Consider the following 23,814-nt stretch of genomic DNA (forward strand, 5'->3'; position numbering starts at 1 on the left):
GCCGGAAAAAACCTTCCTTACCATATTTATTTCGGCTGTTTATTATGAACAGTTTTAATAATTGCGTGTTATATAATATTTGATCTCATTATGGTCCAAATTATATGCAAGCAACCGGTACTACTCAGAATGAAGCCGAAAGATTGAAAACACTGGCTGGCTATCACATACTTGACTCAGCGCCCGAAGAGGAATTCGACAGGCTCACGACTTTAGCAGCTCTCACCTGCAATACAGGCGCAGCCTGCATTACGTTTCCCGACCAGGACCGCCAATGGCTCAAATCCGCTATCGGACTCAACTTCCGCGAAGTTCCCCGGGAATGGTCCTTCACTGAAGAGATCCTGCTTACCAACAGCCCGGTAGAAAAACCTGATTCCGGCGAAGGCAATTTTTTTCGCTTTTTTGCCGGCTACCCCATTCGCGACCCGGAGGGCTCCATTCTTGGTGCAATCTGTGTAATGGATGAACAGCCCCGTCAGTTGCAGGACACGCAGCGTCATGTTCTTCAGCTCATTGCCAACGAGATCATGACCCTGATCCTGAACCGTCGTCAGAAAGAAGAAGTCTTTTACTTAGAAAAGCTCTTCCTGCTCTCTGATAACCTGGTAGGCTTTACTTCATCTACCGGTCAGTTCAAAAAAGTAAATGCTGCCTACACTCATATATTCGGCTATTCTCCTGAGGAAATGTTGCAGCTGAACATCCTGGATATGATCCATCCTGATGACCTGCCTGCCTCTCTGATCGAAACCAAAAATATGATCGCAGGCAAGTCAACCATTGCTTTTGAAAACAGGCTCCGAACTAAATCCGGCGAATGGCGTACCATCTCCTGGGTGGCGACCGCCGAACCTGATACCAAAGATATTTTCAGCATTGGCAAAGATATCACGGAAGAGCGCAGGAAGGAAAAATTATTAAGTGAAAGCGAGCGCAACTTCCGCACCTTTTTCGAAAATTCTCCCGGCCTGATGTGCACGCATGACCTGAATGGATATTTTCTATCTGCCAATGAAGCCGGTGCCGCGGGACTGGGCTATACACTCAAGGAACTGGCTGGTTACAGCCTGTTTGATATTGCACCAAAAGCACTTCACGGCGAAGTACAGGAATACCTGGACCAGATCAGGACTGCCGGCAAACTAAACGGCCTTATGAAAGTGCTGAAGAAGGACGGCACCCCCATTATTCTTCATTACAATAATGTACTGGTTGATGATTACGTCATATCCAACGCAAACGATATAACCGCTCATTTCCAGCTGGAAAAGGCATTGAAGCGCTCTACCGAAATGCTGGAACGCACGAACAGGGTGGCGCGCATTGGTGCCTGGGAAATTGACATGCGGAACGGCGATGTTTTTTGGTCCGACGTAACGCGTGAGATACTGGAAGTTAACATGGAAGAACCGGCGCATTTCAGCAATGGCATGCGTTTTTACAAAGAGGGTGAAAACCGGAGGCGGATGCAGGAGGCGCTGGCAGCTACAATTGCTAACGGCAATCCTTTCAACCTGGAACTGGAGATCATTACCGAAAAAGCCAATGAACGCTGGGTGAGAAGCAGGGGCAGTGCACAGTTTGATGCTAATGGGAAATGTAAACGGCTCTTCGGTACCCTGCAGGATATCACCGAAAAAAAACTGGCAGAGATAGAACTCAAAACGCAGAAACTCCGGCTATCCACTTTTGTGGAGCATGCGCCGGCGGCAGTGGCCATGTTCGATGAAGAGATGCGTTACATTGCGGTGAGCCGCCGCTGGCTGGAAGAGTTCCAGATCCGGGGGCGAAATGTATTGGGTGTCTCCCACTACGATGTTTTCCCAAACATATCTGCTGAATGGAAAAAGATTCATGAAAGGGCCATGGCTGGAGAGGTACTGACAGAAAATAATGATGTATGGCGGCCGGATGGTTGGGATCATGATCAGTACCTGCGCTGGGAAGTGCGACCCTGGTTCCGGTACGATGGAAAGATAGGTGGCATCATGATGTTCACACAGGATATTACCCAGGCGTATCTGCAACAGGAAGAGTATAAAAAGGCAAAAATACAGGCCGAACAGGCCAATATTGCGAAGTCAGAATTCCTGGCGAATATGAGCCATGAAATCAGGACCCCGTTAAATGGGGTTATTGGCTTCACAGATCTCGTTTTAAAGACACACCTGACAGAATCTCAAAGCCAGTACTTATCTATCGTAAATCAGTCTGCAAATGCCCTTTTAAGCATTATCAATGATATCCTCGACTTCTCTAAGATAGAAGCGGGTAAATTGGAACTGGATATTGATAAGGTAGACCTGTATGAGTTCTGTAGCCAGGCGAGTGATATTATCAGTTACCAGGCACAGAACAAGGGTCTGGAACTGTTGCTGAACGTATCTTCCAACCTGCCCCGTTTTGTATATATCGATGAGGTGCGTTTGAAACAGATACTGGTGAACCTGATGGGCAATGCGGTGAAATTTACCCCTGCCGGGGAGATTGAACTGAAGGTTACGCAGCTGGAAGAGGAAGACCACCTGAGGTTTGAAGTGCGGGATACGGGGATCGGTATACGTCCGGAGAAGGTGCACAAGATTTTTGAAGCATTCCTGCAGGAGGATGTATCTACGACGAAGAAATATGGTGGTACGGGTTTAGGTCTGACCATTTCCAATAAACTGCTGGCACTCATGGGGAGCTATTTGCAGCTGGATAGTGAGGCGGGCAAAGGCAGTCGCTTTTACTTTGACATCAAGGTAAAAACGGAACATGGGGAGCGGGTGCACTGGGAAGGCATTGACATGGTCAAACATGTATTGATCGTGGATGACAATGATAACAACCGGGTGATTCTGCGGGAGATGCTTTTCCTGAAAGGAATCAGTTTTGTGGAAGCAAGGAACGGGTTTGAAGCCCTGGAGATCTTGTCGAAGAAGGACAATTTTGATGTGATACTGATGGACTATCACATGCCTTTTATGGATGGGATAGAGACGATTGAGAAGATCAGGAAGAATTTTGATACGGATCCCCGGCAGAAAATAATTCTATTGCATAGTTCCTCTGATGATGAAAGGATCATCAAATCCTGTGAACGCCTGCATGTACAACAACGTCTTGTAAAACCCATTAAGATGCAGGAGATGTATAATGCCCTGTCACGTTTATTTAAGAAAGAAGAAAATATGCCCGAGGTCGTGGATTATGGCGGGAAGAATTTGCGGGGGGATGGATTCAATGTACTGGTAGTGGAAGATAACCCGATTAATATGTTCCTGGCTACGACGATCATTCACCGCATAGCACCTGCGGCTGTGATTCATGAGGCGGTGAATGGGAAGGTGGCCTTGGCGATTTTGAGTCATGTGATGCCGGATATTATCCTGATGGATATACAGATGCCGGAAATGAACGGGTATGAGGCTTCGCGGAAGATCAGGGAGGAATATCCTGGGTTCAGGGTACCTATTATAGCGCTGACGGCAGGGAATGTGATGGGAGAGCGGGAGAAGTGCATAGAGGCGGGGATGGATGATTTTATGGCGAAGCCGTTTGTAGAGAATACGATGGTGGCAATGTTTAATAAATGGTTGCGGCTGGAAAAGCCACAGGAGCCGGAGGAATTGGAAGATAGAAAGGAGGTGCTGGATATAAATTACCTGAGGACGTACCTGGGAGATGATGAACCGGCGTTTATAAAGGAGATCCTGACATTGACGGTGGGAGAATTTAACCGCCTGATGGCGGATTTTGAGAGTGTATTGAAAGGGGAGAATGTGTTGACGATCAATGGCTGGGGGCATAAACTGAGGGGTGTGGCGCTGACAGTGGGCCTGATGGATATTGCCTTATTGGCGGAGCTGATAGAGGGGCTGAAAAATATACAGCCGGAGGCCTTACAGGAGCTGGCGGTTGAGGCCAGGGAAAAGATCAGTAAGGCGATCCGGCTGGTGGAGAATTATATTGAGAAGCAGTTAAGTTAGCAGATAATTCAGGCTGTTGCTTAATCTACGTTTGTTATAAAAGTATTGAACAACTTCACATACTCATCAATGACCTTTTGATCTGTATCCGGGAAGAAATACCCTGTAAACCCTCTTTCCAGGCTTTGCGCTTTTGCATTACCCAGTGCAAGTGGCCTGGCAGCTACGGCACCAATCAAAGTATTCTTATAAAACACCAGTACAATCCTATATAAAGGCGAAGGATCATCCACGGTGTTATCATAGTTGTAATACTCCAGGAAAGGTGCATTTACAACTGTATTTTCCAGCTGGAACTGTTTGATAAAAGGCTGCATATCAGGCAGCAATCTGCCGCTATGTGTATGCAGGAATTCCGCGAGGGCAGTTTCGATTACAGAACCCGGTTTGATGTCTTTTTTCCGGATATAGCCAAAGAAATACCCCGTCAGTTCTTTCTGCATATTTTCGCCTGTGGTGGCCAGGTGCAGGTCATCCAGCGCTTTACCGACTACTTTGCCGGCGAGGGTGAGTGTCTGCCCTTTTTTAATGATCATATTCTTTTCCTGGGCGGCACTGACAGCTACTTCGATACTGGTTTCTGACCAGCCGTTTTTAGGCATGGTAGCATCCAGCAGAACGTTGTCATTCAGAGAAACGAGTGGCTTTCCGTCGATGGTATCTAAAAGCGTGACGCTGCCATTGGTCCTTTCCGAGATGATTTTATCGGGAAGAGGACTGAACGTGGAACTGGCAGACTGTTCATATACGGTAAGGGAGCTGTCTGCGTCAGGTAAGGGCTTTTTCGCATTTTCTGCACAGCTGCACAGGAGGCCGGTGAGCAGAAAAGGTAAATACTTTCGCATGATGATGTTTTGTAAGACCGGCGCAAAGGTAGTTAATTTCGGTTTGTTTTTTCATGATGGAAGCAGGAGGGATAAAGGGGTAATAATCAGTGAAGTTTATTTTTTAGCGTATTAAAACAGGTCTGCGCGTTTGCCTGAACCGCGCAGACCTGGTATATCAGTTTTGTTATTGTATTGTTACTTTCTTTATACCCGTACGCCCCATGAATAATGGGAAATACTGCATCGTTGCCTTCGCCGGATTTAAAATGTATTTGCCCGTATATCTTGGCATCAGTTCGATGGTAAAGGTGTGCTGCCCCCAATAAAGCGTACTACAGAATATGCTCACCATTTCCTTTTCATATTCCCGGTGTACCTCGTTATTATACCATTGCTGTGGTTTACTGGCATAAGAGCAACCTGCGGGAACCGGAATTTCTATCATCACATAATCAGCATCGGCTTTTGCATTTACAGTCACAGTTAAGGTCACTTTCTTCCCTGTTTCCAATACCGGCTGATCTAAGCGGCTACTCACTTCGAAAGACTTTGATACGGGGTCCGGAGAGGCATCCCAATACGTCTGTGTTCCTGTCAGGTACACCGGCATGCCACCCTTTTTAGTGAAGGCAACTGAATTGCCTGCTGTGATAGTCGAATCAAAAGGGAACTTTGTAATGGTATGTCCATTCACCTGCAGACTTGCTTTTCCCTGGCCTTCTGCCTTTAACAAATCAGGCAGGATGGTTTCAAGGATCTCAGAAGACTCGTAGGTATTTCTCCACTGACCATTTTTTCTTTCTTCCAGGAAATAACCCCTGATCTTTTGTAGCATCTCATCATATCCTCCCGTTGCACGCAACAGTTTATAGACCAGCAGGGTTTGTGAGATACTGCTTTGGAAAAGAGCATAACTATACTCACCCCAATATGCATTGCCAAACATGGTAGCCTGTTTCCCGGCTAAGATAGGTTTCAGGTTTACGGCTAGGTTTTCTCTTTGTTTTATGAGCAACAGGCGCAGGGAATCATACCCATTACGTGCAACTATTTCTGATGTCATGGTTGCAAAGTCTACTTTCGCTTTTAGCTGAGACAACAGCATGAGGCAACCGATGCTGTCCACATTGTTTTTGGAATGATACATAGAGAGTAGGTCATCGGCCAGTATTTCATTGTTGATGTTGGTGGTATAGCCGGCTTCTTCTGCCATCCGCAAGGCTTCTATTACGTGAATACTGATCCAGAGACTGGGGCTTGTATTTTCCCACCAGCCCCACATGCCCTGGTGTTTCGTTTTCTTCAGGCGATTAATGATTGTGCTGATGTCTTTGTTGTGTTCAAATTTCTGGTTCAGATAAGCCTTCGCTTTCTTTTCCAGCAGGTAGGCTTTCAGTTTGGACGCCAGTTGTTCATTGCAGAGGTATTTATAGTTCTGCACATACTCCATCTCTTTGATGAGTACAGGCAGGATCGCTACTTCTGCATGCACATGCACAGGCCCCTTCAGGCCAGGTGCAAAGGTAAGGGAGCTATCTTTCAGCAGGCTTGCAAAGAAGCCGGTATCCGCGCTTGTTCCTGCACGGAATACGGGGATACTTCTTTGTTCACCATCGCGGTTGTCGATGGTATATTTGAGACGCATACTATCCCGCACCGGAATAGTGATTGCCAATGTATCGATGATGGAATGAACGAGGGCACCGCTGCGCTGCAGGTGGGTGGTATCATTTACTGCAAATGTTCTGCTGATCTGCAGCGTGTCTGAGGTGTAGTTCAGTGCTTTGCCGATTACATTGATGCTGTCGCCTTCTATAGCGAAATTTGGCAGGGCGAGATTGGCACTGACAGGCATAAAGGAACGGATGCTTGTTTCGGCCTGACCGGATTGCTGGTGATCGTTCATGACGAGGGCGAACACGCGCCAGTTGGTGATGTCGTCAGGGAATACGGTGCTGAAAGAAGCGGTACCCCGGGCATCGGTGGCCAGCCTGGGTTGCCAGAAAGCGGCATCGTTAAAGTGGCTGCGAAGCCGGAACGGATTGGGGGCTTCCGTTGATTCTACACTAATGGCAGCATTCAGCATTTCCTGGTCTCCATTGTGTATGTTGTCCGGATTGAAGAAACCAGGGTTGGCAAGTACCTTGTTATCAGGTGCCCGGCTGCCGTACAGTTTGGAAGAAATGTCTTCAGTATGCTCATCCTCCTGGTCTGCCGTTTTTCTTTTTCTCTTATCACGCTCTCTGCTGGCACCATACCCAACAACTACTACGTCCATCAGGCTATTACTTACCTCTTTCAATATGAACTCATAATAACGCTTTTTCGGCACTGCTTTTATTTCCAATGACTCGTACCCAATATAAGACACTTTTAATATGCCCCCGGTTGTTCCTGTCAATTTGAATTCCCCATTCATATCTGTTACGGTGCCTTTGTTGGTTCCTTTCCAAAATACGCTGGCACCTGGCAGGGGTATGCCGGATTTATCTTTTACAATACCTCTGATCGAAAAAGAACTGGTTGGATATAGTCTCGTTGGATAAGTCACATTCGGCCTGACCGGGTTTATATTTCTCCTTAATTTTTCAAATCCAAAACCTATGCGATTTTTTATCAGCAGGGAATCCTGTGCGGAAATTTCTGTTGTTGGTAAGAGCTGCTGCATGCGTAAACTATAGTAGTTGATCCCATCTTTTTTGATGTAGATACTATCCTGCATGGAAAATCTATTGTTATTATACAGGAACATGATCCTGTACCTGCCTTCCCGCAGGCCTTTAATCAGCGTAGTATTGTAATTAAATACCCTGATAAAAGAAGTCTCGTCGTCGCGGAACAACAGGGTGTAAAACCTGATATTGTTGGTGTCGTCAGGGATGTCGAACTCTAATTTACCGGTGTAGCTTTTGTCGCTGTTATCACCATCGGTAATAAGGCGGGGATGGCTTGGTACATTAAAATAATCCTTTATCATGTCGGGTGTCAGTACCTGGTCGTCCAGTGCATCGTCGGTTTTGCGGGTGTTGATATAAGCGTCTGTCTGTACGACGGCTCCCGTTTGTTTTTGCTTGATGAGGCCGGGGGCGATCAGGAATTCGTAACCTTCCTCCGGATCGAAGCTCTGGATAAACTGATCAGGGATTACCAGTGAAGCGGCTTTGCCTGTAAGTGGGCCTACAGTGCTCTTGGCACCACTATACCCGGGTGACAGGAAGTAAATATTTTTATCCTGCTTTACATAGCCGGCTTTGTCCGCGTAGTTGTGCCCGACTTTGTAAAAATAATGATTCACCCTGTCTGCTTCAGCAGAAGAATATACGAAATCCTGTTTTTCAACGGTGATATTCTGTCCTGGCTGGAGGGGGTTAATGCTGACGAAATTTTTCACATTGGTATGCACCATGAAACTATCGATGGTCACGAGCCTGTCGGCAGTTCTTATTTCGATCGTATGCTTGCCCGGCGTAGTCCTGAAACTATATACAAGTTGGGAGCTGCCTGTAAAATATACGGGCAGCCTATCTATGTAGATGATGGCAGCGTTACGAAGGTATCCATCTTCCATTACAAATGGCGCAATCTGTGTTATGCTGTCCGCTGCTGCCTCATCATATCTGAATACAGGAGATGGATGTGTGAACTGGTACCAGAGAATGGTATCCAGTCGCATGCGTGATGACCAGTATGCAAAATTCAGCCCCATATTCTGGGTTTCGGGATTCGGCTCCTGGTGGTAGTATTGATTTTTGAAATTAGGATTTGGGCGGTCCTTGCCAAGGTAAGGTACGATTTCGGGGGCGTTCTGAAATTTAGCAGTATAACTATATGCTGTTATGTCTGCATTGGCTACGGGCTTACCCTGCTGGTCGCTGACAGCAATTTCAATATTACTTTCCTGTCCCGGCGTAATGGTGGCAGGTGTTTTGATCTCAACATTCAGTTTCTTTCGCTGGTATTTTTCATCAAATTGACTGGTGATGATCTGATTGCCATTCATATACTGCACCTGGAGGTAATAGTCAGTTTTAGAAGAGGATGTATGCTGCCAGTTTAGTGACTGTCCGTACCCTCTTCCTTTAATTTTTTTATTCCCGTAGATGGTGTACCAGAATGGAATATTGTGGGGGTTATTTACCTTGAAATAAATGCTGTCCGGAGTACGTTTGCTCTCACATTTTATGTCTTCTGTAAGCGTGACTTTTTGCTCTTGCTGCAAGGTGTCGCTGGTAACATTGTAGCTGACAATATGCGGTTGTATTTTAATGGTGGCGGGTATCTGTATGTGTGAGCTGCCTAACAGTGTACTATATTCATCGTATTCGTAAATGGTGGCGGTATCCGGAACGGATTTACCAGCAACCATCATATTGATATACAGGCTATCATTCTTTTGCTGTACGTCCAGCTTTTTGAGCTCGTCTGAATAGACTTGCTGCAGGCTGCTGCTGAGCGTTTCGTTTTCTGCATTGAGCAGCTGGCAATCGATAATATAATTGAAACGTGCTGCCGGGAAGATGCTGTCAGGTAGTTGTACAATTGTTTTACCTACTGCTTCTACGGGGATCGTTTGATTGTACATGGTATCCGGCAGAAACAAATGATCGGCATTGTATTTTTCCGGCGTTGTGATAGGTGTGACAATGATTTTTAGTCTGCCGTCCAGGATAGGTAATCCATTTTCATCAGTGGCGCTGAGGGTAAGGATGACGGGTTCATGGCGTTGTGTGCTGGTCTTATTGACACTTGCATTGAGTTTTATTTTTTGCAGTTCGTATTCTTCAAAGTAGAAATTGTTGCTAATATAGCTTGTCCTTCTGTATTTAGGTTCATTGTTGATCGGTTCTAATGCAATGGTGTATGTCTCATCCAGGGTCATACTGTCTTTCATGACGAACTGGTATTCATATCCACCGGGGCGGTAGGGGTGCAATATAGCCAGGATCGTATCTGTCTTTCCATCGTATGCACTAAGCCGCACCTGGAGTGCTTCAGTAAGCGGCTGCAGGTGCTCGTCCAGGAGGAAAGATTTTAGTTTAACAGTATCATTAGGTTTGTATTTAGGTTTACTGAAGGAGAGATAGCCCTGATCATTACCAGTGCTGTTGTCGTTATTTTGAAGTTCTCTTTTATCAGGATACACCCTGAAAAAGTTCGTGATATTCTGATACTTTACCTGCACAAGTCCTCCATTGCCATTATACTTTTTCAGGTAGAATGCATGGAGCTCCTTATTATAAGGAATGGTCCTTTTGCCCATGCGAACTTCTGCCTCATTCACCTGTTTGCCATCCGGTGTATGCAGGGTAAGTATAAAGTCTTTATTATTATTCAGAACATTGATAAAGATATTATGTACGACCCTGACAGCCCTTTGTAAAGTTTGGTGATTGGCCGTGACCAGCAGGTAATTGCCGGGCGGCAATGGGTTATCTTTATTATCAGTTGTGATAAAGGAATCGACAGGCTGGGTCATAAAATTGTCTGAAAACCCCCGTTGTTTTTTCGACTTGTATACAGCCAGTAATTCCTGGTCGGGAATGCGGTATATATAAGTATAAGTGGATTGCTGCGGACTCCCTGAAAGTCCTTTTTGGGCTAAGACCTGCGTGCTGCTCAGCAGCAGGAGTAGGATAAATATCTGTTTCAAAGCGTATCGGTTGTTTGTCCCTGTAACTAAGATACTATAACTTTGCCAAATGCATTTGTTTATAAAAAACATGGTTTGTAACCGTTGTATTTTGGTGGTGAGCCAGGAACTGGAGAAACTACAGCTTCCCTTTAGCAGCATTTCGCTGGGGGAAGTGAACATGGCGGGCGCGCCCCAGCCTGAACAGCTGAAAGTACTGGGCGAGAACCTGAAACAACTTGGCTTTGAGTTATTGGATGATAAAAGGAATGCCCTGGTAGAAAAGATCAAAACGACGATTATCAACCTCATTCATGGTAAGGATAACGATACCTTGAATACAAAGCTCTCTGTATTTTTGCAGGAGAGTATCGGCATTGATTATCATTACCTTTCCACGGCGTTTAGTACCGCAGAAGGATTGACGATTGAGAAGTACGTGATCCTTCAGCGTGTTGAAAGAGTGAAAGAACTGCTGCAATACGATGAAATGAACCTGAGTGAGATCGCTGATAACCTGGGTTATAGCAGTGTACAGCACCTTTCCCAGCAGTTTAAGAAGATTACCGGTCTGACGCCAACTGCTTACCGCCAGCTGAAGGAAAACAGCCGCAAGCCATTGGACCAGGTGTAATAATTATATACATTTTATACCGCATCATATAACAGCCCTTCCCCCGGGCCATGGTACCTTTGTACCATGGGACACATTATAAAAGAAACCTTTCCTGTGCTGGAAATGAGTTGCGCTGCCTGTGCTGCAAGCGTTACCTCCATGCTGAAGTCAGTTCCGGGTGTACAGGAGGCGAATGTCAACTTCGCTAACCAGACAGCCCTCGTCACCTATGACGAAGAACAGGCTAAGCCCGAAGGGATGCGGAATGCATTGCGTAGTGTAGGTTATGACCTCGTCATTGATACCCACAACAGGGAAGAGATCCAGCAGCAGGCACAACAAAGCCATTACCAGGCTTTAAAGACCCGAACTATTATTGCGATTATATTGTCATTGCCGGTCGTGGTGATTGGGATGTTCTTTATGAATATACCTTATGCCAACTGGATGATGTGTGTATTGTCCACACCGGTAGTGTTCTGGGTGGGCAAAGGCTTTTTTGTGAATGCCTGGAAACAGGCCAGGCATAAAAAGGCCAATATGGATACCCTGGTTGCACTTAGTACCGGCATCGCCTGGATTTTCAGCGTCTTTAATACAATCAATCCGCAATTCTGGATGTCCAGCGGTTTGCATGCGCATGTATATTTCGAAGCAGCAGCAGTCGTGGTGGCATTTGTATCATTGGGAAAATTGCTGGAAGAAAAAGCGAAATCAAATACCTCTTCCGCACTGAAAAAACTGATGGGCTTACAGCCAAAGACGGTGATTGTAATGCATGGTCAGGAGCAGGCAGAAGTACCGTTGGAAGCTGTGCAGGTGAATGACCTGATCCTGGTGAAACCCGGTAATCGTATTCCGGTGGATGGTACAGTAGCAGAGGGAATGTCTTATGTAGATGAGAGTATGATCAGTGGCGAACCTGTGCCTGTGCTGAAAGAGAAAGGTACAGCAGTATTTGCAGGCACGATCAATCAGCAGGGCAGTTTTCAGTTCAAAGCAGAGAAGGTGGGCGCTGATACAGTACTGGCGCAGATCATCCGCATGGTGCAGGAGGCACAGGGAAGCAGGGCGCCGGTGCAGCAACTTGTCGACAAAATTGCGGGCATTTTTGTGCCGGTGGTGATCAGTATTGCGATCCTGACCTTTGCAGTCTGGTATTTATTGGCTGGCGACTTTACCCATGGTTTGCTGGCAGCGGTGACGGTATTAGTCATTGCATGTCCCTGTGCTTTGGGATTGGCCACGCCTACGGCGATCATGGTTGGCATTGGGCGTGGTGCGGATAATAATATCCTGATCAGGGATGCGGAAAGCCTGGAGAAAGGATATAAAACGAATGTATTGTTGTTAGATAAAACAGGTACGATTACGGAAGGAATGCCAACGGTGGAAAGTATGTCAGTTAAGGAAGCCTTACTGCCTGTGTTATTAGCGATGGAATTGCAATCTGAGCATCCACTGGCACTGGCAGTCGTGCATCATTTGCAGGGAGCAGGTGTGCAGCCGGTAAAACTTTCACAGATTGAAAGTATCACGGGTAAAGGGATTGCGGCTACCTATAATGGTCATCGTTACCTGGCCGGTAATGCGGCTTTGCTGAATATAAAAACGGATAGCACTGCAACGATCATCCTCTCAGAAGATGATACAATCGTGGGTTCAATCAATATCAGCGATAAGGTAAAACCCGGTTCTGTGAGTGCGATTGCTGCGCTGAAACAACAGGGTATAGCGGTGTATATGCTGACCGGCGATAATGAAAAGACGGCAGCAGCGGTGGCACAATCAGTAGGTATTGAACATTATAAGGCAGGGATGCTGCCGGGGGATAAGGCGGCTTTCGTAAAAGAATTACAACAGCAGGGCAAGGTAGTGGCGATGGCAGGTGACGGGATCAATGATAGCCAGGCGCTGGCACTGGCAGATGTGAGCATTGCGATGGGCAAGGGTTCTGACATTGCGATGGATGTGGCCAGGATGACCCTCATTACGGCCGATTTACAAGCGATTCCGCGGGCTTTGGCTTTATCTAAGCTCACCGTCCGGACGATCAGGCAGAACCTGTTTTGGGCTTTTATTTACAATGTAATTGGTATTCCGCTGGCCGCTGGTGTGCTGTATCCTGTAAATGGGTTCCAGTTAGATCCGATGATTGCAGGTGCTGCGATGGCTTTAAGTTCTGTATCGGTAGTAAGTAACAGTTTAAGATTAAAATGGACTAAACTATAATAATATGCAATTCAAGACGAATATTAAATGCGATGCCTGTGTGGCGAAAGTAACGCCTTATTTAGATGCATCCGCAGCGAAGGATGGATGGAAAGTGGACACTACGAATCCTGATAAGATTTTAACAGTTAGTGACGATAAAGGAATATCAGCAGCGGAAGTGATAAAGCAGATAGCAGCTGCAGGATATAAGGCAAGTGAGATGTAACTGAAAATAGGAAGCCGCTGGATAGCGGCTTTTTTTGTGTTGCGTTGCCAACAAATAAGCTTTATTGATAAAGTTTGGCCTTTAATTTGCTATTCTATAATAACAACGGACAAATTGCGTTTCATAACCGGACAGTAAACCCAGGATCATGCTTAGAAGATCTACCTGGAAGAAATTTAAACAGCCTGCCAATATCCTAATACCTATTATGATGTTGGCAGGTTTTGTGTTTTTAGGCATTGGCTGTGCTTCGAGTCGGAGTGGGAATTATGAGCCACCAAGGTTGGGGGCTGAATATAGTTTTGAGGATGGGATGCGGCGGGAGAAGCATCCGCAGTATTTATTCAGTAATAAGGAGCGAAAGGATATGAGGAAGATGGGATTGCCTGCGGGAGAGCAAAACGAGGCGGTCGGTGGGCGTGTGTTGCCATCGGCAACGAATCATTTGCCGGCGGATGTAAAGAGAGATAGTATACCACCGAGGGATTCAGTTTATAAGGTATTGCCGCAGTAGCGGCTTTTTTTATGCCCTTGCGAAATTGTTAAATTTTTGTTTAAGGAGTAACCTTTGAACGGCTATGCCGTTTAACCCCTATTATGCGCAAGCAGTGAGCTTGTGGTTGTTATTATTTCCCGGTATTTCATCCGTAGCCCAATCCTATACATAAACTTCGGACCATGAAGATTATTTATGCATTTGCTGTCCTGTTTTTGATGGCGGTAACCACGCTCGCGCAGTCTAAGAAACTGACTTATGGCCCTTATGTGGAAACCCTGATTAACCAGGGGAAACTGCCTGCGGCAAGTAAAGTCGGTATAGGCGCGGGCGTGGGGGCCAAGGTGCAGTTGCTGACGGGGTGGAGCTTTACGGCATCGGCAGGGTATGTGTGTTTTAAAGGGAATGCGACCCAGAAAGATTTACCTGGTGCAGATTACCAGGTGATACCTGTGCGTTTGGGCGTGGAGTATAAGTTGCCGGTACCTGCGATGTATGTAAAGATAGAGGGGGGAGCTGCAACTACGATTGGGCATTATAGCGGGCAGGGTACGAAGGCGATTGTAACGCCGGGTTTGGGGGTGCATTTGAAGTCGCTGGATGTGGAGGTAAAGTATGAGACCTGGGTGAAGGAGGATGCGAATGGGGCGATTGGGGTGAAGGCGGCTTTGTCGTTTTAGGTTTTGGGGCTATTAAGGAAAAAACAGGGTTTCCCTGATCATTCAGGAGGAGCGGATTTGTCGGATTACTATTGTTTGAAAACCATCTGAACCAGGCGGAATGCATGCTAATGCATTTAAAATGAACCCATTTATTATTCGCAGTTACATTTAATATGAATTACTTACATTTGTGAGAATTTTAAAATATCCGTATGACTAAAACCATTCAAATTTCATTATTACTGGCTCTTTTCTGTGTGATTGGCTTCCAGTCTCAGGCACAGTTAAAGAGATTCAGCATTGGCCCCTATGTAGAAACAGGCGTTCCTACCGGTGACTACAAAGACATTTACAACGCTGGCTGGGGTGGCGGTCTGAATGCAGACATCAAACTGATTGCTGGTTTGGGTGTAACTGGTTCTGCTGGTTACATGCGTTTTTCCGGAAAATCTTTTGATGTTAATGGTGTAACAAATAAGCTTCCTACGCTGCAGGCATTTCCTGTGAGAGTAGGGGTGAAGTATAAGTTCCCTTTCCCTTTACTGTACGTGAAAGCGGAAGGTGGTACTGCTACCTATGTAGGTGATGGTAGTGGAACAGCTACACTGTTTGCGCCTGGTATTGGTATTCGTTTTCTTGGACTGGATGTGGAGGCGAAATATGAGGCGTGGTTTAAAGACGGAGACCATATGGGTTTCTTTGGTCTGAAGGCCGGGTATAATTTTTAGTCTTAGTTATTTATTTATATGATTGGCCTCCGGATGAAAATTCCGGGGGCTTTTTTATTAAAGAATGGTTTTTATGCCCGTTGGGGAGTTTCTATTTTCATGAATGTTTTATTGGTACTTTATTATCCGGAGAGGAATTGAATGTTAAAAAGAAAACTGTAGCCTCTTATCCCTGCTGTGGCGGGTCATTTCAAAACCTCTCAAATGGGGAGTCTTTCAAAATCTTCTGATGCCCGGTCATTTCAAAAACTCCCAAAGAAAGAAGCCCCCTGAAATTATCAGGAGGCTCCCAAGGTTTCCGTTTTGAATAAGAAAATCTTTCCGGTCATTTAATTATACCGGCATGTTCACTGTACTGCTACTGTTTAGGATGTTTCTTGTGTTTTTTGGCAGTAGTATCAGCAACTTGTTTGCCTGTAGTATCGGCTTTGGCAGCTGTAGTATCACCTGCATTTTTAAACGCAGCGGTGTCTTTTACAGACATGGCTGTATCCAGTTTGTGAGCGAAAGCGGCAGTATCTGCCTTTGCACTTGCAGTGTCACCTTTCATTTTGAAACTTGCAGTGTCTTTCATCATTGCTGCAACCGCAGTGTCTTTGCTAAAAGCTGTATCTCTTTTTGCAAAAGCCGCTGTGTCGCGGAAGTTGGCTGTGTCAGCTTTGAAAAGGTTGGCAGTATCTGCCTTGAAGTTGGCTGTGTCAGCTTTGACATTTGCAGTATCGGCCTTGAAGCTGAATGCAGTGTCTTTCATCAGCGCAGTATCAGCCTTGAAGAAAGAAGCGGTGTCGCGGATGCCTGCAGCAGTATCTGCCTTAAACAAACTGGCAGTGTCACTCATCATAGCGGTATCCGCTTTGAAGAAGTTCGCAGTGTCTGCTTTAAACAAATTTGCTGTGTCATACGCCATCGCCGTGTCTCTTACAAAGCTGGCTGTGTCAGTGCTGAAGTTCGCAGTGTCCGCCTTGAAATTTGCAGTATCTGCTTTGAACAAGCGCGCAGTGTCTGCTGACATAATGCTGTCGGCTGCGTTACCGCTGTTAGACATAACATTCTTTGCATTCACATTGGCCAGAACAAAAGCGCCAAAACCTGCCATAAGGCCGAAACGGATTAATTGCTTCTTCATGGTTTTTCAATTTTAATTGGTTAATAGAAATCAATAAATGATGGTTGCTTAGGATATAACCAAAACGGTGCAAGAATCCTCTAAGAAAATGTTAAAGACAATAAACAATTGTATAAGATATTGATAAGCAGGCGATTGATTGCGGTTCTTATTTAAGTAGTTTTTAAATCTCCATTAAACTTTACTGGAAATAGTAAGTCGCAAATCTCATAATACTGTAGATAGGAAGTAACATCACCGGGTACACGATTTCATACTGAGAATAGTAGCTTAAAAATGAAGCATCGCCGTTTAAGTAAAAAATTCTGAACTCGTTAAATTAATATCATAATTTCTTGTTAAGAAAGTCTACTTTTACTTCCATATCTGTGAATGTGACATCGTAATAAAAGTGTTCCTATTAATAATGTACATCACTTGAATGTAATGCCAGCGAACAGTGTGTATGCTTCCTTGAAAAGAATAAAATTTACGTTTTTCCAAAATCCAACTACTTACTTTGCTATGAGGTACAAACCATTGGGTAAGCTATGCTTCCTCCTTTTTATGTCATGTCTGCTTGCCACAGCAGCCCTCGCACAGCGCACCATCTCCGGGATGGTCAAAGATGCAGGTGATAGCAGCGGCCTTCCGGGCGTAAACATTACGGTGCCAGGTACCACCACTGGAACCATCACCGATGCCAAAGGTCACTTTTCTTTGCAGGTTCCTGAATCAGCAAAAAGTCTGACCTTCTCTTTCATGGGTTATACCCAGCAAACACTTGCTATCGGTTCCCAGACCACCTTTTCTGTATCACTGCAATCCACTTCCAAAGGACTGGGTGAAGTAGTCGTAGTAGGTTATGGTACACAAAACCGTCGCGACGTAACAGGTACTATCTCATCCATCAAAGGATCCGATATTAAAAACCTGCCCGTCAGCGATGCGGCACAGGCCATTCAGGGTAAGGTACCCGGTGTGGACATTGTGCGTTCCGATGGTTCCCCGGGTTCAGAACCGAATATTCGTATCCGTGGTACAGGTACCATCAACAATGCAGATCCACTTGTTATTATAGATGGTGTGCCTGCTACCGGTATGAGCGATGTAAACCCGAACGACATCGCAAGTATGGAAATTCTGAAAGACGCTTCCAGCTCCGCTATCTACGGTACCCGTGCAGCAAATGGAGTGGTGATCATCACAACTAAAAAAGGTGGCTATGGTGAGAAAACCCATGCAACTGTGAACGTTTACAAAGGTACTTCCAATGCACGCCGGTACATTCCATTGCTCACTGCACCTGAACTCGTGCAGCTGAAACAGGAACGTTATACAAATGATGGTGTAGCGATCAATGCGCTCTGGCAGGATCCTTACTACGCAGTGCAACGTACCGACTGGCAAAAAGCGCTCATTGGTACCGGTTCCACCACCAATGCAGACGTAAACCTGCGTGGTGGCAGCGCTGCTTCTAATTACCTGTTCAGTGCCGGTTACTATGATGAAAAAGGATTGATTCAGAATTCATTCTTCAAACGTTATAGCTTCCGCATCAATTCAGAACACAAACTGGGTAGCCGTGTGAAAGTAGGAGAGAACCTGCAGCTCACTTACCGCAATTCCAGGGGCTTTGATACCTATTCATCACAGACAGGTCTGATCTTTAGTGCCCTGCGTTTCAACCCGGCAATTCCCGTGAAAAACGAAGATGGCAGCTGGGGTACGGCCAAAGCCAGCAATGAACTGGGTGACATCAATAACCCCGTGTTCACGGTGGAAAATATCGATGCCTATAGTAAGAACTACCGCGTACTCGCCAGTGTATATGCAGACGTACAGATCCTGGATGGTCTTTCCCTGCGTGTGAATGGTGGCTATGATGGTGAGATCTACCAGCAATACAGTTTTACGCCTGCTATTCTCGATCAGACCCGCGTAAGCGCAAATGCTGACCTGTGGCAGCGGAACGAAAATAAAGGTGCCGCATTGGGCGAAGCCTTCCTCACCTACAACAAGACTTTCAACAACGTACACCAGGTGACCCTGACCGGTGGTTACTCTGCGCAGAAAACGCATGGTGACTTTTTCCGTGCAGAGCGCTGGGGTTATACTGACGAAGCAGCAGATCAGCGTGTACTCGATAACGGTACTACAGTATACAATGCGTCCGGTAACTACAATGCGGAAACAGCTATCGTATCCGGATTTGTTCGCGCATTCTATGGTTATAAAGGTAAATACCTCTTCACCGGTACTTTCCGTGCAGATGGTTCCAGCAAATTTCCTGCTGGTAACCGCTGGGGCTATTTCCCTGCCTTCTCACTGGGATGGCGCGTGAGCGACGAGACCTTCTTTAAAGATAATGTTGGTTTCATGAGCAACCTGAAACTGACCGGCGGCTGGGGCCAGCTGGGTAACCAGAACGTGAAAGATTATCAATACCTCGCGATCGTAACCAAAGACCGTAAATATTCTTTCGGTGGAAATCCTTACACCGGGATCTGGAACAGCTCTCTTGCTAATCCTTCCATCACCTGGGAAAAAGCAGAGATGACTAACATCAGTGCTGAAATGGGATTCTTTAAAGACGCGTTGAATGCTACTGTGACCTGGTTCAATAAAAAGACCCGCGATATGCTGGTGCCTTATCCTGAACTGGATGTACATGGTACAAGTACAATTCCTGATCAGAACATCGGTCAGATGAGTAACAAGGGATGGGAAATTGAACTCGCTTACCAGGGTGGTAAGAAGGATGTACATTACCACGTAGGGGTGAATGCTTCTTTCATCAGGAACCGTGTAACAAGACTTTACTCCGGTACTTATATCAGTTCTACGCGTTATGGCCGCCAGAACCAGGAGATTTCCCGTACTTACGAAGGGCAGCCTATCGCGTCCTTCTATGGCTGGAAAACGAATGGTATTTACCAGAACCAGGCAGCGATCGACAACGATCCAAACGTAGCAAAAGATAATAACAGGGCTGATATTAAACCCGGTGATGTGCGCTTTGTAGACACCGATGGCGATGGTAAGATCACTGAAAGCGATCGTACCAATTTGGGTAATCCCAATCCACGCATGACCTACGGTATCCAGGCGGGTGTTGACTATAAAGGGTTTGACCTGAGTGCAACTTTTGCAGGTGTAACCGGTCTGAAGCTCTATAATGCAGACAGGATGCAGGGCCTGGATCCTACCTATTCTTACAACATGTATGCTGAAGCAATGGGGCGCTGGCATGGCGAAGGTACCGGCAACAGCATGCCGCGTATGTCTCTCGAAGATGCCAATCAGAATGCCCGTACATCAGACCGTTTTGTAGAAAGTGGCAATTATTTCTCCCTGAGAAATGTAACGTTTGGTTATACGATTCCTTCCCGTGTATGGGGTAAATCCGGGATCTCTGATATCAGGGTATATGCTACCGGTCAGAATGTATTCATGATCACCAAATACAAAGGGCTGAACCCTGAATTGGGTTATGCATCAGATGGTAACCTGATGCGTGGTGTGGATGTGGCGACTTACCCACAGGCCCGTGTATTTACTTTTGGTGCAAGTATGAATTTCTAAACAAGCAAAACGAATTAAGCAATGAAACGAATGAAATACCTGCTGCTGTGTGTACCTGCGTTCTTTGCCTGTAATAAGGAACTGGATGTAGATAAAAAAGGTAGCTATACTACGGCCAACTACTGGCGCAATGAATCTGACGCGGTGGATGGCATCACCGGGATCTATAATATTTTACTGGAAGAAGACTTCACCGGTTTTGGTGAATTTGTATACGACAACTGTTCTGACGACCAGTACCGCGCAGGGGATCACCCTGAGCTGGCGGACCTGGAAGCCTTTACGTACGATGCTTCCAACTCTGCTGTGAAAGCACCCTGGAGGTGGAAGTATGAAATGCTGAACAGGTCAAATAGTGCACTGCTGTACATTCCTGCTATCACTAAAATCAGTGAAGACGTTAAAAACCGTTGCCTGGGTGAGGCACACTTTTTCCGCGCTTACGCTTACTGGCGACTGGCACTGATCTACGGCGAAGTACCTATGATTATGGAAGAGGATATTAAGAACGGCACTTACAATAAAGCAAAATCTACGATCGACGAAGTGCATGCACAGATCGAAGCAGACCTGAAAGCAGCGGCAATACTACTGCCTGAGAGTTACGATGCATCACAGGCGGGTCGTATAAGCAAGGGCGCTGCATGGGGCCTGCTGGCGAAATTGTATCTCTATGAAAATAATTTTGCAAATACTATTTTGTATGGTGATAGTGTGATTACTAATTCAAATTATGCATTGCAGGCCACTTACAAAATGAACTTCACACCTGCTACGAGCAATAACAGCGAGATGTTATTCAATGTGCAAACACTGGATGGATGGGGCTATTCCGACTTCATCACTTATCACGCTCCGCGTGCATGGGGTGGATGGGATTTCTTCGAACCTGTACAAGACTTAGTGAATGAATTTGAAAATGGTGATCCGCGCAAGGACGTGTGTATCATGAAACCTGGCGACGTCATTAATATCGGTACAGGCACAGCTACCTATACAGCGTCTTTGTCTTCTACCGGCTATCACTACAATAAGTTCTGTGCATGGATCGGTACAGGCGGTTTGAACTATTCCTTTAAGTATCCGTTGATGCGTACATCTGACATTTATTTGTGTGTGGCAGAGGCGAAGATTCGTCAGACCGGTGCCGGTGCCGGAGATGCAGAGATCAATGCGATCCGTACAAGAGTGGGGCTGACAGGAGTATCCGGTGCAGGTATGACTGCATTGATGCATGAAAGAAGAGTAGAACTGTGTGGTGAGAATGAACGTCATCAGGACTTAATGCGTTGGGATAAGGCGGGTATCATCGATATTACGACTATTTACAACAAGCCAAAGCTGACTTCATCAGGTGCGGTGATCCAGGCGGCAAGGAACTTTCAAAGACCTAAGCATTACTACTTCCCATTACCACAATCTGAGATCGATAAGAGTAACGGGGTGTTGATACAAAATTCAAATTATTTAAATTAGCGAAAAGGGGCTGTGATCACAGCCCCTTTTTTTTGTCCAAGCACATCCGGCTCAGTGTGCTTTTCCGGATGTAAAAATATAGCGATCGGGTTTGCCTGTAGGTTTGATTTTGAATAATAATAAACCATTGACTTTGTATTTGGAATGGGGGTAAATAAATAATTGTCATATTTACACACAAAGTTTACTTTTTTAAGCCTATATTGAGCTTCTGAATAATTCCTGGTTATGCGATACAAACTTCATCGCTGTCTTACAGCGCTATTATTGTCCGGAACAATTTCCGTGGCTCAGACGCTTACCGTCACCGTGAACACACCTCAACACACGGTTCAACCCACCATGTGGGGTATCTTTTTCGAAGACATTAATTTCTCGGCGGACGGCGGCATTTATGCTGAACTGGTGAAGAACCGCTCCTTTGAATTTGCCCAGCCTTTGCAGGGATGGAAAGTGATGAAGGAGGCCAATGCCGGCAAGATCCTGATTGTGAACCGTGCCCCTGAAAATGCGGCTAATCCACGCTATGCACACATTACTGCTGCGGGCAATTTCGGCCTTTATAATGAGGGCTTCCGGGGTATGGGCTTTAAAAAAGGGGAGACCTATAATTTCTCGCTGCTTGCGGGGAATGCGACAGGTGGCGTGGCGGTGAAAGTTGTGCTTGTTGACGACAAGGGCACGGCTATCGGTGCAGCTACCGTAGGTACCCCGGGCAAAGACTGGAAGTCTTACACGGCAAGCATTACTGCCAGCGAAACAGTGTCCAAAGGCGGCCTGCAGGTCTTCTTTGAAGGCAATGGTACCCTGGATGCAGATATGCTGTCACTATTCCCGGCTGCTACCTGGAAACAGCGCCCTGGTGGCCTGCGTTCCGACCTCGTTCAGCTCCTGGCTGACCTGCATCCAGGTTTTGTACGTTTCCCCGGTGGCTGTATCGTGGAAGGGAAGGACCTGGTGAACCGCTACCAGTGGAAAAAGACAGTAGGGCCGGTGGAAGACCGTACCCTGATCGTGAACCGCTGGAATACAGAATTCCCGTACCGTGCGCCGGGTGATTATTACCAGAGCTATGGCCTTGGTTTTTACGAATACTTCCAGCTGGCTGAGGACATTGGTGCGGAGCCCCTGCCTATTCTGAACTGTGGTATGGCCTGTCAGTTCAATACTGGTGAGGTCGCAGCTGACGAAGATGTCAATAATTATATCCAGGATGCGCTGGACCTGATCGAATTTGCCAACGCGGGTACGGATACAAAGTGGGGAAAATTGAGGGCAGACATGGGGCATCCTAAACCTTTCAATCTGAAGATGATTGGTGTGGGAAATGAGCAATGGGATAGCCAATACATTGTGCGCTATAAAATGTGGGAGACGGCCCTGAAAACGAAGCATCCTGAGATCAAACTGGTATCCAGCGTAGGACCCTCTCCTGATGATGAACGTTTCCATTATGGTTGGTCACAGTTAAAGGGGTCAAAAGCTGACCTGGTAGACGAACATTATTATATGGCGCCTGACTGGTTCCTGCAGAATGCTGCCCGTTATGATAATTATGACCGTAAAGCGCCTCATATCTTCGCAGGCGAGTATGCCGCCCATATCAGGGATAAGGAGCAGGATCAGCCTGAAAGTCGCAATACCTGGGGTAGTGCCCTGGCGGAAGCAGCTTTCATGACGGGGCTGGAGAGAAATGCGGACGTGGTGAATATGGCTTCCTATGCGCCGCTGCTGGCACATGTAGAGGCATGGCAATGGCGCCCGGACCTGATCTGGTTCGATAACCTGCGTTCCGTGGGTACGCCCAATTATTATGTACAGAAACTATTCGCTAATTATAAAGGTACCAATACAGTGCCTGTGCTGGAAAACGGCAAGGTATTGACTGGCCGGGACAGCATTTATGCCAGTGCGACGATTGATGCGGCGAAGCACGAGTTGTTGCTGAAGGTGGTAAATGCAGCCGGTGTGGCAAAACCTTACAAGATCCAGGTGAAAGGTGGTGTTGCAGGGAAGGATGCGGTGCAGCAGGTACTGACAGCTGCTGATAAACTGGCTATCAATACCCTGGACGCGCCTACCCAGGTAGCGCCCCGGCAGCAGAAACTGATTGTATCAAAGGGTGGCGCTAGTGTGACACTGCAGCCCTCTTCTGTGAACGTTTTCGTTATACCATACAAGTAATATAATACTGTTCCCATTCAGCCCATTTTTCTGCCGGTGGTAGAAAAATGGGCTTTTTGCGTTTTTTAAGTGAACACCATGGCACGTTTTTT

Annotated in this window: 13 protein-coding genes; 10 read left to right on the forward strand and 3 right to left on the reverse strand. The window is 46.2% G+C overall.

The window, feature by feature from the left end; translation table 11 throughout:
- Positions 1-104: 104 nt before the first annotated feature.
- Positions 105-3,974: a PAS domain-containing hybrid sensor histidine kinase/response regulator gene (locus U0033_RS00520; protein ID WP_072357264.1), complete on the forward strand. Its 3,870-nt coding sequence runs from the start codon at positions 105-107 to the stop codon at positions 3,972-3,974.
- A 20-nt stretch (positions 3,975-3,994) separates the two neighbouring features.
- Here the strand turns inward: U0033_RS00520 and U0033_RS00525 are convergent, their stop codons facing one another.
- Positions 3,995-4,819, reverse strand: coding sequence for a hypothetical protein (locus U0033_RS00525; RefSeq protein WP_072357265.1), 825 nt, complete (start codon positions 4,817-4,819; stop codon positions 3,995-3,997).
- A 166-nt stretch (positions 4,820-4,985) separates the two neighbouring features.
- A complete protein-coding gene (locus tag U0033_RS00530) occupies positions 4,986-10,451 on the reverse strand; it encodes a carboxypeptidase-like regulatory domain-containing protein (protein WP_072357266.1) in 5,466 nt (1,821 codons plus the stop codon).
- Between the two features lie 49 nt (positions 10,452-10,500).
- Here U0033_RS00530 and U0033_RS00535 point away from each other — a divergent pair, with 49 nt between their 5' ends.
- The 6 genes from U0033_RS00535 to U0033_RS00560 all read left to right on the forward strand — a co-directional run bounded on the left by U0033_RS00535 (position 10,501) and on the right by U0033_RS00560 (position 15,372).
- Positions 10,501-11,064 (forward strand): helix-turn-helix domain-containing protein, encoded by a 564-nt coding sequence (locus U0033_RS00535; protein ID WP_072357267.1) that lies wholly within the window; start codon positions 10,501-10,503, stop codon positions 11,062-11,064.
- A 66-nt stretch (positions 11,065-11,130) separates the two neighbouring features.
- The gene (locus U0033_RS00540; RefSeq protein WP_072357268.1) at positions 11,131-13,278 is read left to right on the forward strand and encodes a heavy metal translocating P-type ATPase; all 2,148 of its coding nucleotides are present in this window, start codon (positions 11,131-11,133) and stop codon (positions 13,276-13,278) included.
- A 4-nt stretch (positions 13,279-13,282) separates the two neighbouring features.
- Positions 13,283-13,486 (forward strand): heavy-metal-associated domain-containing protein, encoded by a 204-nt coding sequence (locus U0033_RS00545; RefSeq protein ID WP_072357269.1) that lies wholly within the window; start codon positions 13,283-13,285, stop codon positions 13,484-13,486.
- A 148-nt stretch (positions 13,487-13,634) separates the two neighbouring features.
- Positions 13,635-14,000 carry a hypothetical protein gene (locus U0033_RS00550; RefSeq protein ID WP_072357270.1) on the forward strand — a complete coding sequence of 122 codons (366 nt, stop codon included), beginning with the start codon at positions 13,635-13,637 and terminating at the stop codon, positions 13,998-14,000.
- A 164-nt stretch (positions 14,001-14,164) separates the two neighbouring features.
- On the forward strand, positions 14,165-14,662 hold the full coding sequence (locus tag U0033_RS00555) for a hypothetical protein (RefSeq protein WP_072357271.1): 498 nt from the start codon (positions 14,165-14,167) through the stop codon (positions 14,660-14,662).
- A 194-nt stretch (positions 14,663-14,856) separates the two neighbouring features.
- Positions 14,857-15,372: a hypothetical protein gene (locus tag U0033_RS00560; protein WP_072357272.1), complete on the forward strand. Its 516-nt coding sequence runs from the start codon at positions 14,857-14,859 to the stop codon at positions 15,370-15,372.
- Positions 15,373-15,730: 358 nt separating this feature from the next.
- Here U0033_RS00560 and U0033_RS00565 read toward each other — a convergent pair whose 3' ends face one another.
- Positions 15,731-16,498: a hypothetical protein gene (locus tag U0033_RS00565; protein ID WP_072357273.1), complete on the reverse strand. Its 768-nt coding sequence runs from the start codon at positions 16,496-16,498 to the stop codon at positions 15,731-15,733.
- 546 nt (positions 16,499-17,044) lie between these two features.
- Here U0033_RS00565 and U0033_RS00570 point away from each other — a divergent pair.
- The 3 genes from U0033_RS00570 (at position 17,045) to U0033_RS00580 (ending at position 23,722) form a co-directional block, all read left to right on the forward strand.
- Positions 17,045-20,062, forward strand: a complete 3,018-nt coding sequence (locus tag U0033_RS00570; protein WP_177318537.1) for a SusC/RagA family TonB-linked outer membrane protein — start codon at positions 17,045-17,047, stop codon at positions 20,060-20,062.
- Between the two features lie 21 nt (positions 20,063-20,083).
- Positions 20,084-21,538: a RagB/SusD family nutrient uptake outer membrane protein gene (locus U0033_RS00575; RefSeq protein ID WP_072357275.1), complete on the forward strand. Its 1,455-nt coding sequence runs from the start codon at positions 20,084-20,086 to the stop codon at positions 21,536-21,538.
- Positions 21,539-21,766: 228 nt separating this feature from the next.
- Positions 21,767-23,722: an alpha-L-arabinofuranosidase C-terminal domain-containing protein gene (locus tag U0033_RS00580; protein ID WP_072357276.1), complete on the forward strand. Its 1,956-nt coding sequence runs from the start codon at positions 21,767-21,769 to the stop codon at positions 23,720-23,722.
- Positions 23,723-23,814 lie beyond the last annotated feature (92 nt).

The organism is Chitinophaga sancti, from assembly GCF_034424315.1.
GTDB lineage: Bacteria > Bacteroidota > Bacteroidia > Chitinophagales > Chitinophagaceae > Chitinophaga > Chitinophaga sancti.

Excerpts from the sequence above, each read along its gene's own strand:
- U0033_RS00520 (WP_072357264.1), top strand. The coding sequence starts at position 105 with ATGCAAGCAACCGGTACTACTCAGAATGAAGCCGAAAGATTGAAAACA.
- U0033_RS00525 (WP_072357265.1), bottom strand. The coding sequence starts at position 4,819 with ATGCGAAAGTATTTACCTTTTCTGCTCACCGGCCTCCTGTGCAGCTGT.
- U0033_RS00535 (WP_072357267.1), top strand. The coding sequence starts at position 10,501 with ATGCATTTGTTTATAAAAAACATGGTTTGTAACCGTTGTATTTTGGTG.
- U0033_RS00540 (WP_072357268.1), top strand. The coding sequence starts at position 11,131 with ATGGGACACATTATAAAAGAAACCTTTCCTGTGCTGGAAATGAGTTGC.
- U0033_RS00545 (WP_072357269.1), top strand. The coding sequence starts at position 13,283 with ATGCAATTCAAGACGAATATTAAATGCGATGCCTGTGTGGCGAAAGTA.
- U0033_RS00550 (WP_072357270.1), top strand. The coding sequence starts at position 13,635 with ATGCTTAGAAGATCTACCTGGAAGAAATTTAAACAGCCTGCCAATATC.
- U0033_RS00555 (WP_072357271.1), top strand. The coding sequence starts at position 14,165 with ATGAAGATTATTTATGCATTTGCTGTCCTGTTTTTGATGGCGGTAACC.
- U0033_RS00560 (WP_072357272.1), top strand. The coding sequence starts at position 14,857 with ATGACTAAAACCATTCAAATTTCATTATTACTGGCTCTTTTCTGTGTG.
- U0033_RS00565 (WP_072357273.1), bottom strand. The coding sequence starts at position 16,498 with ATGAAGAAGCAATTAATCCGTTTCGGCCTTATGGCAGGTTTTGGCGCT.
- U0033_RS00570 (WP_177318537.1), top strand. The coding sequence starts at position 17,045 with ATGTCATGTCTGCTTGCCACAGCAGCCCTCGCACAGCGCACCATCTCC.
- U0033_RS00575 (WP_072357275.1), top strand. The coding sequence starts at position 20,084 with ATGAAACGAATGAAATACCTGCTGCTGTGTGTACCTGCGTTCTTTGCC.
- U0033_RS00580 (WP_072357276.1), top strand. The coding sequence starts at position 21,767 with ATGCGATACAAACTTCATCGCTGTCTTACAGCGCTATTATTGTCCGGA.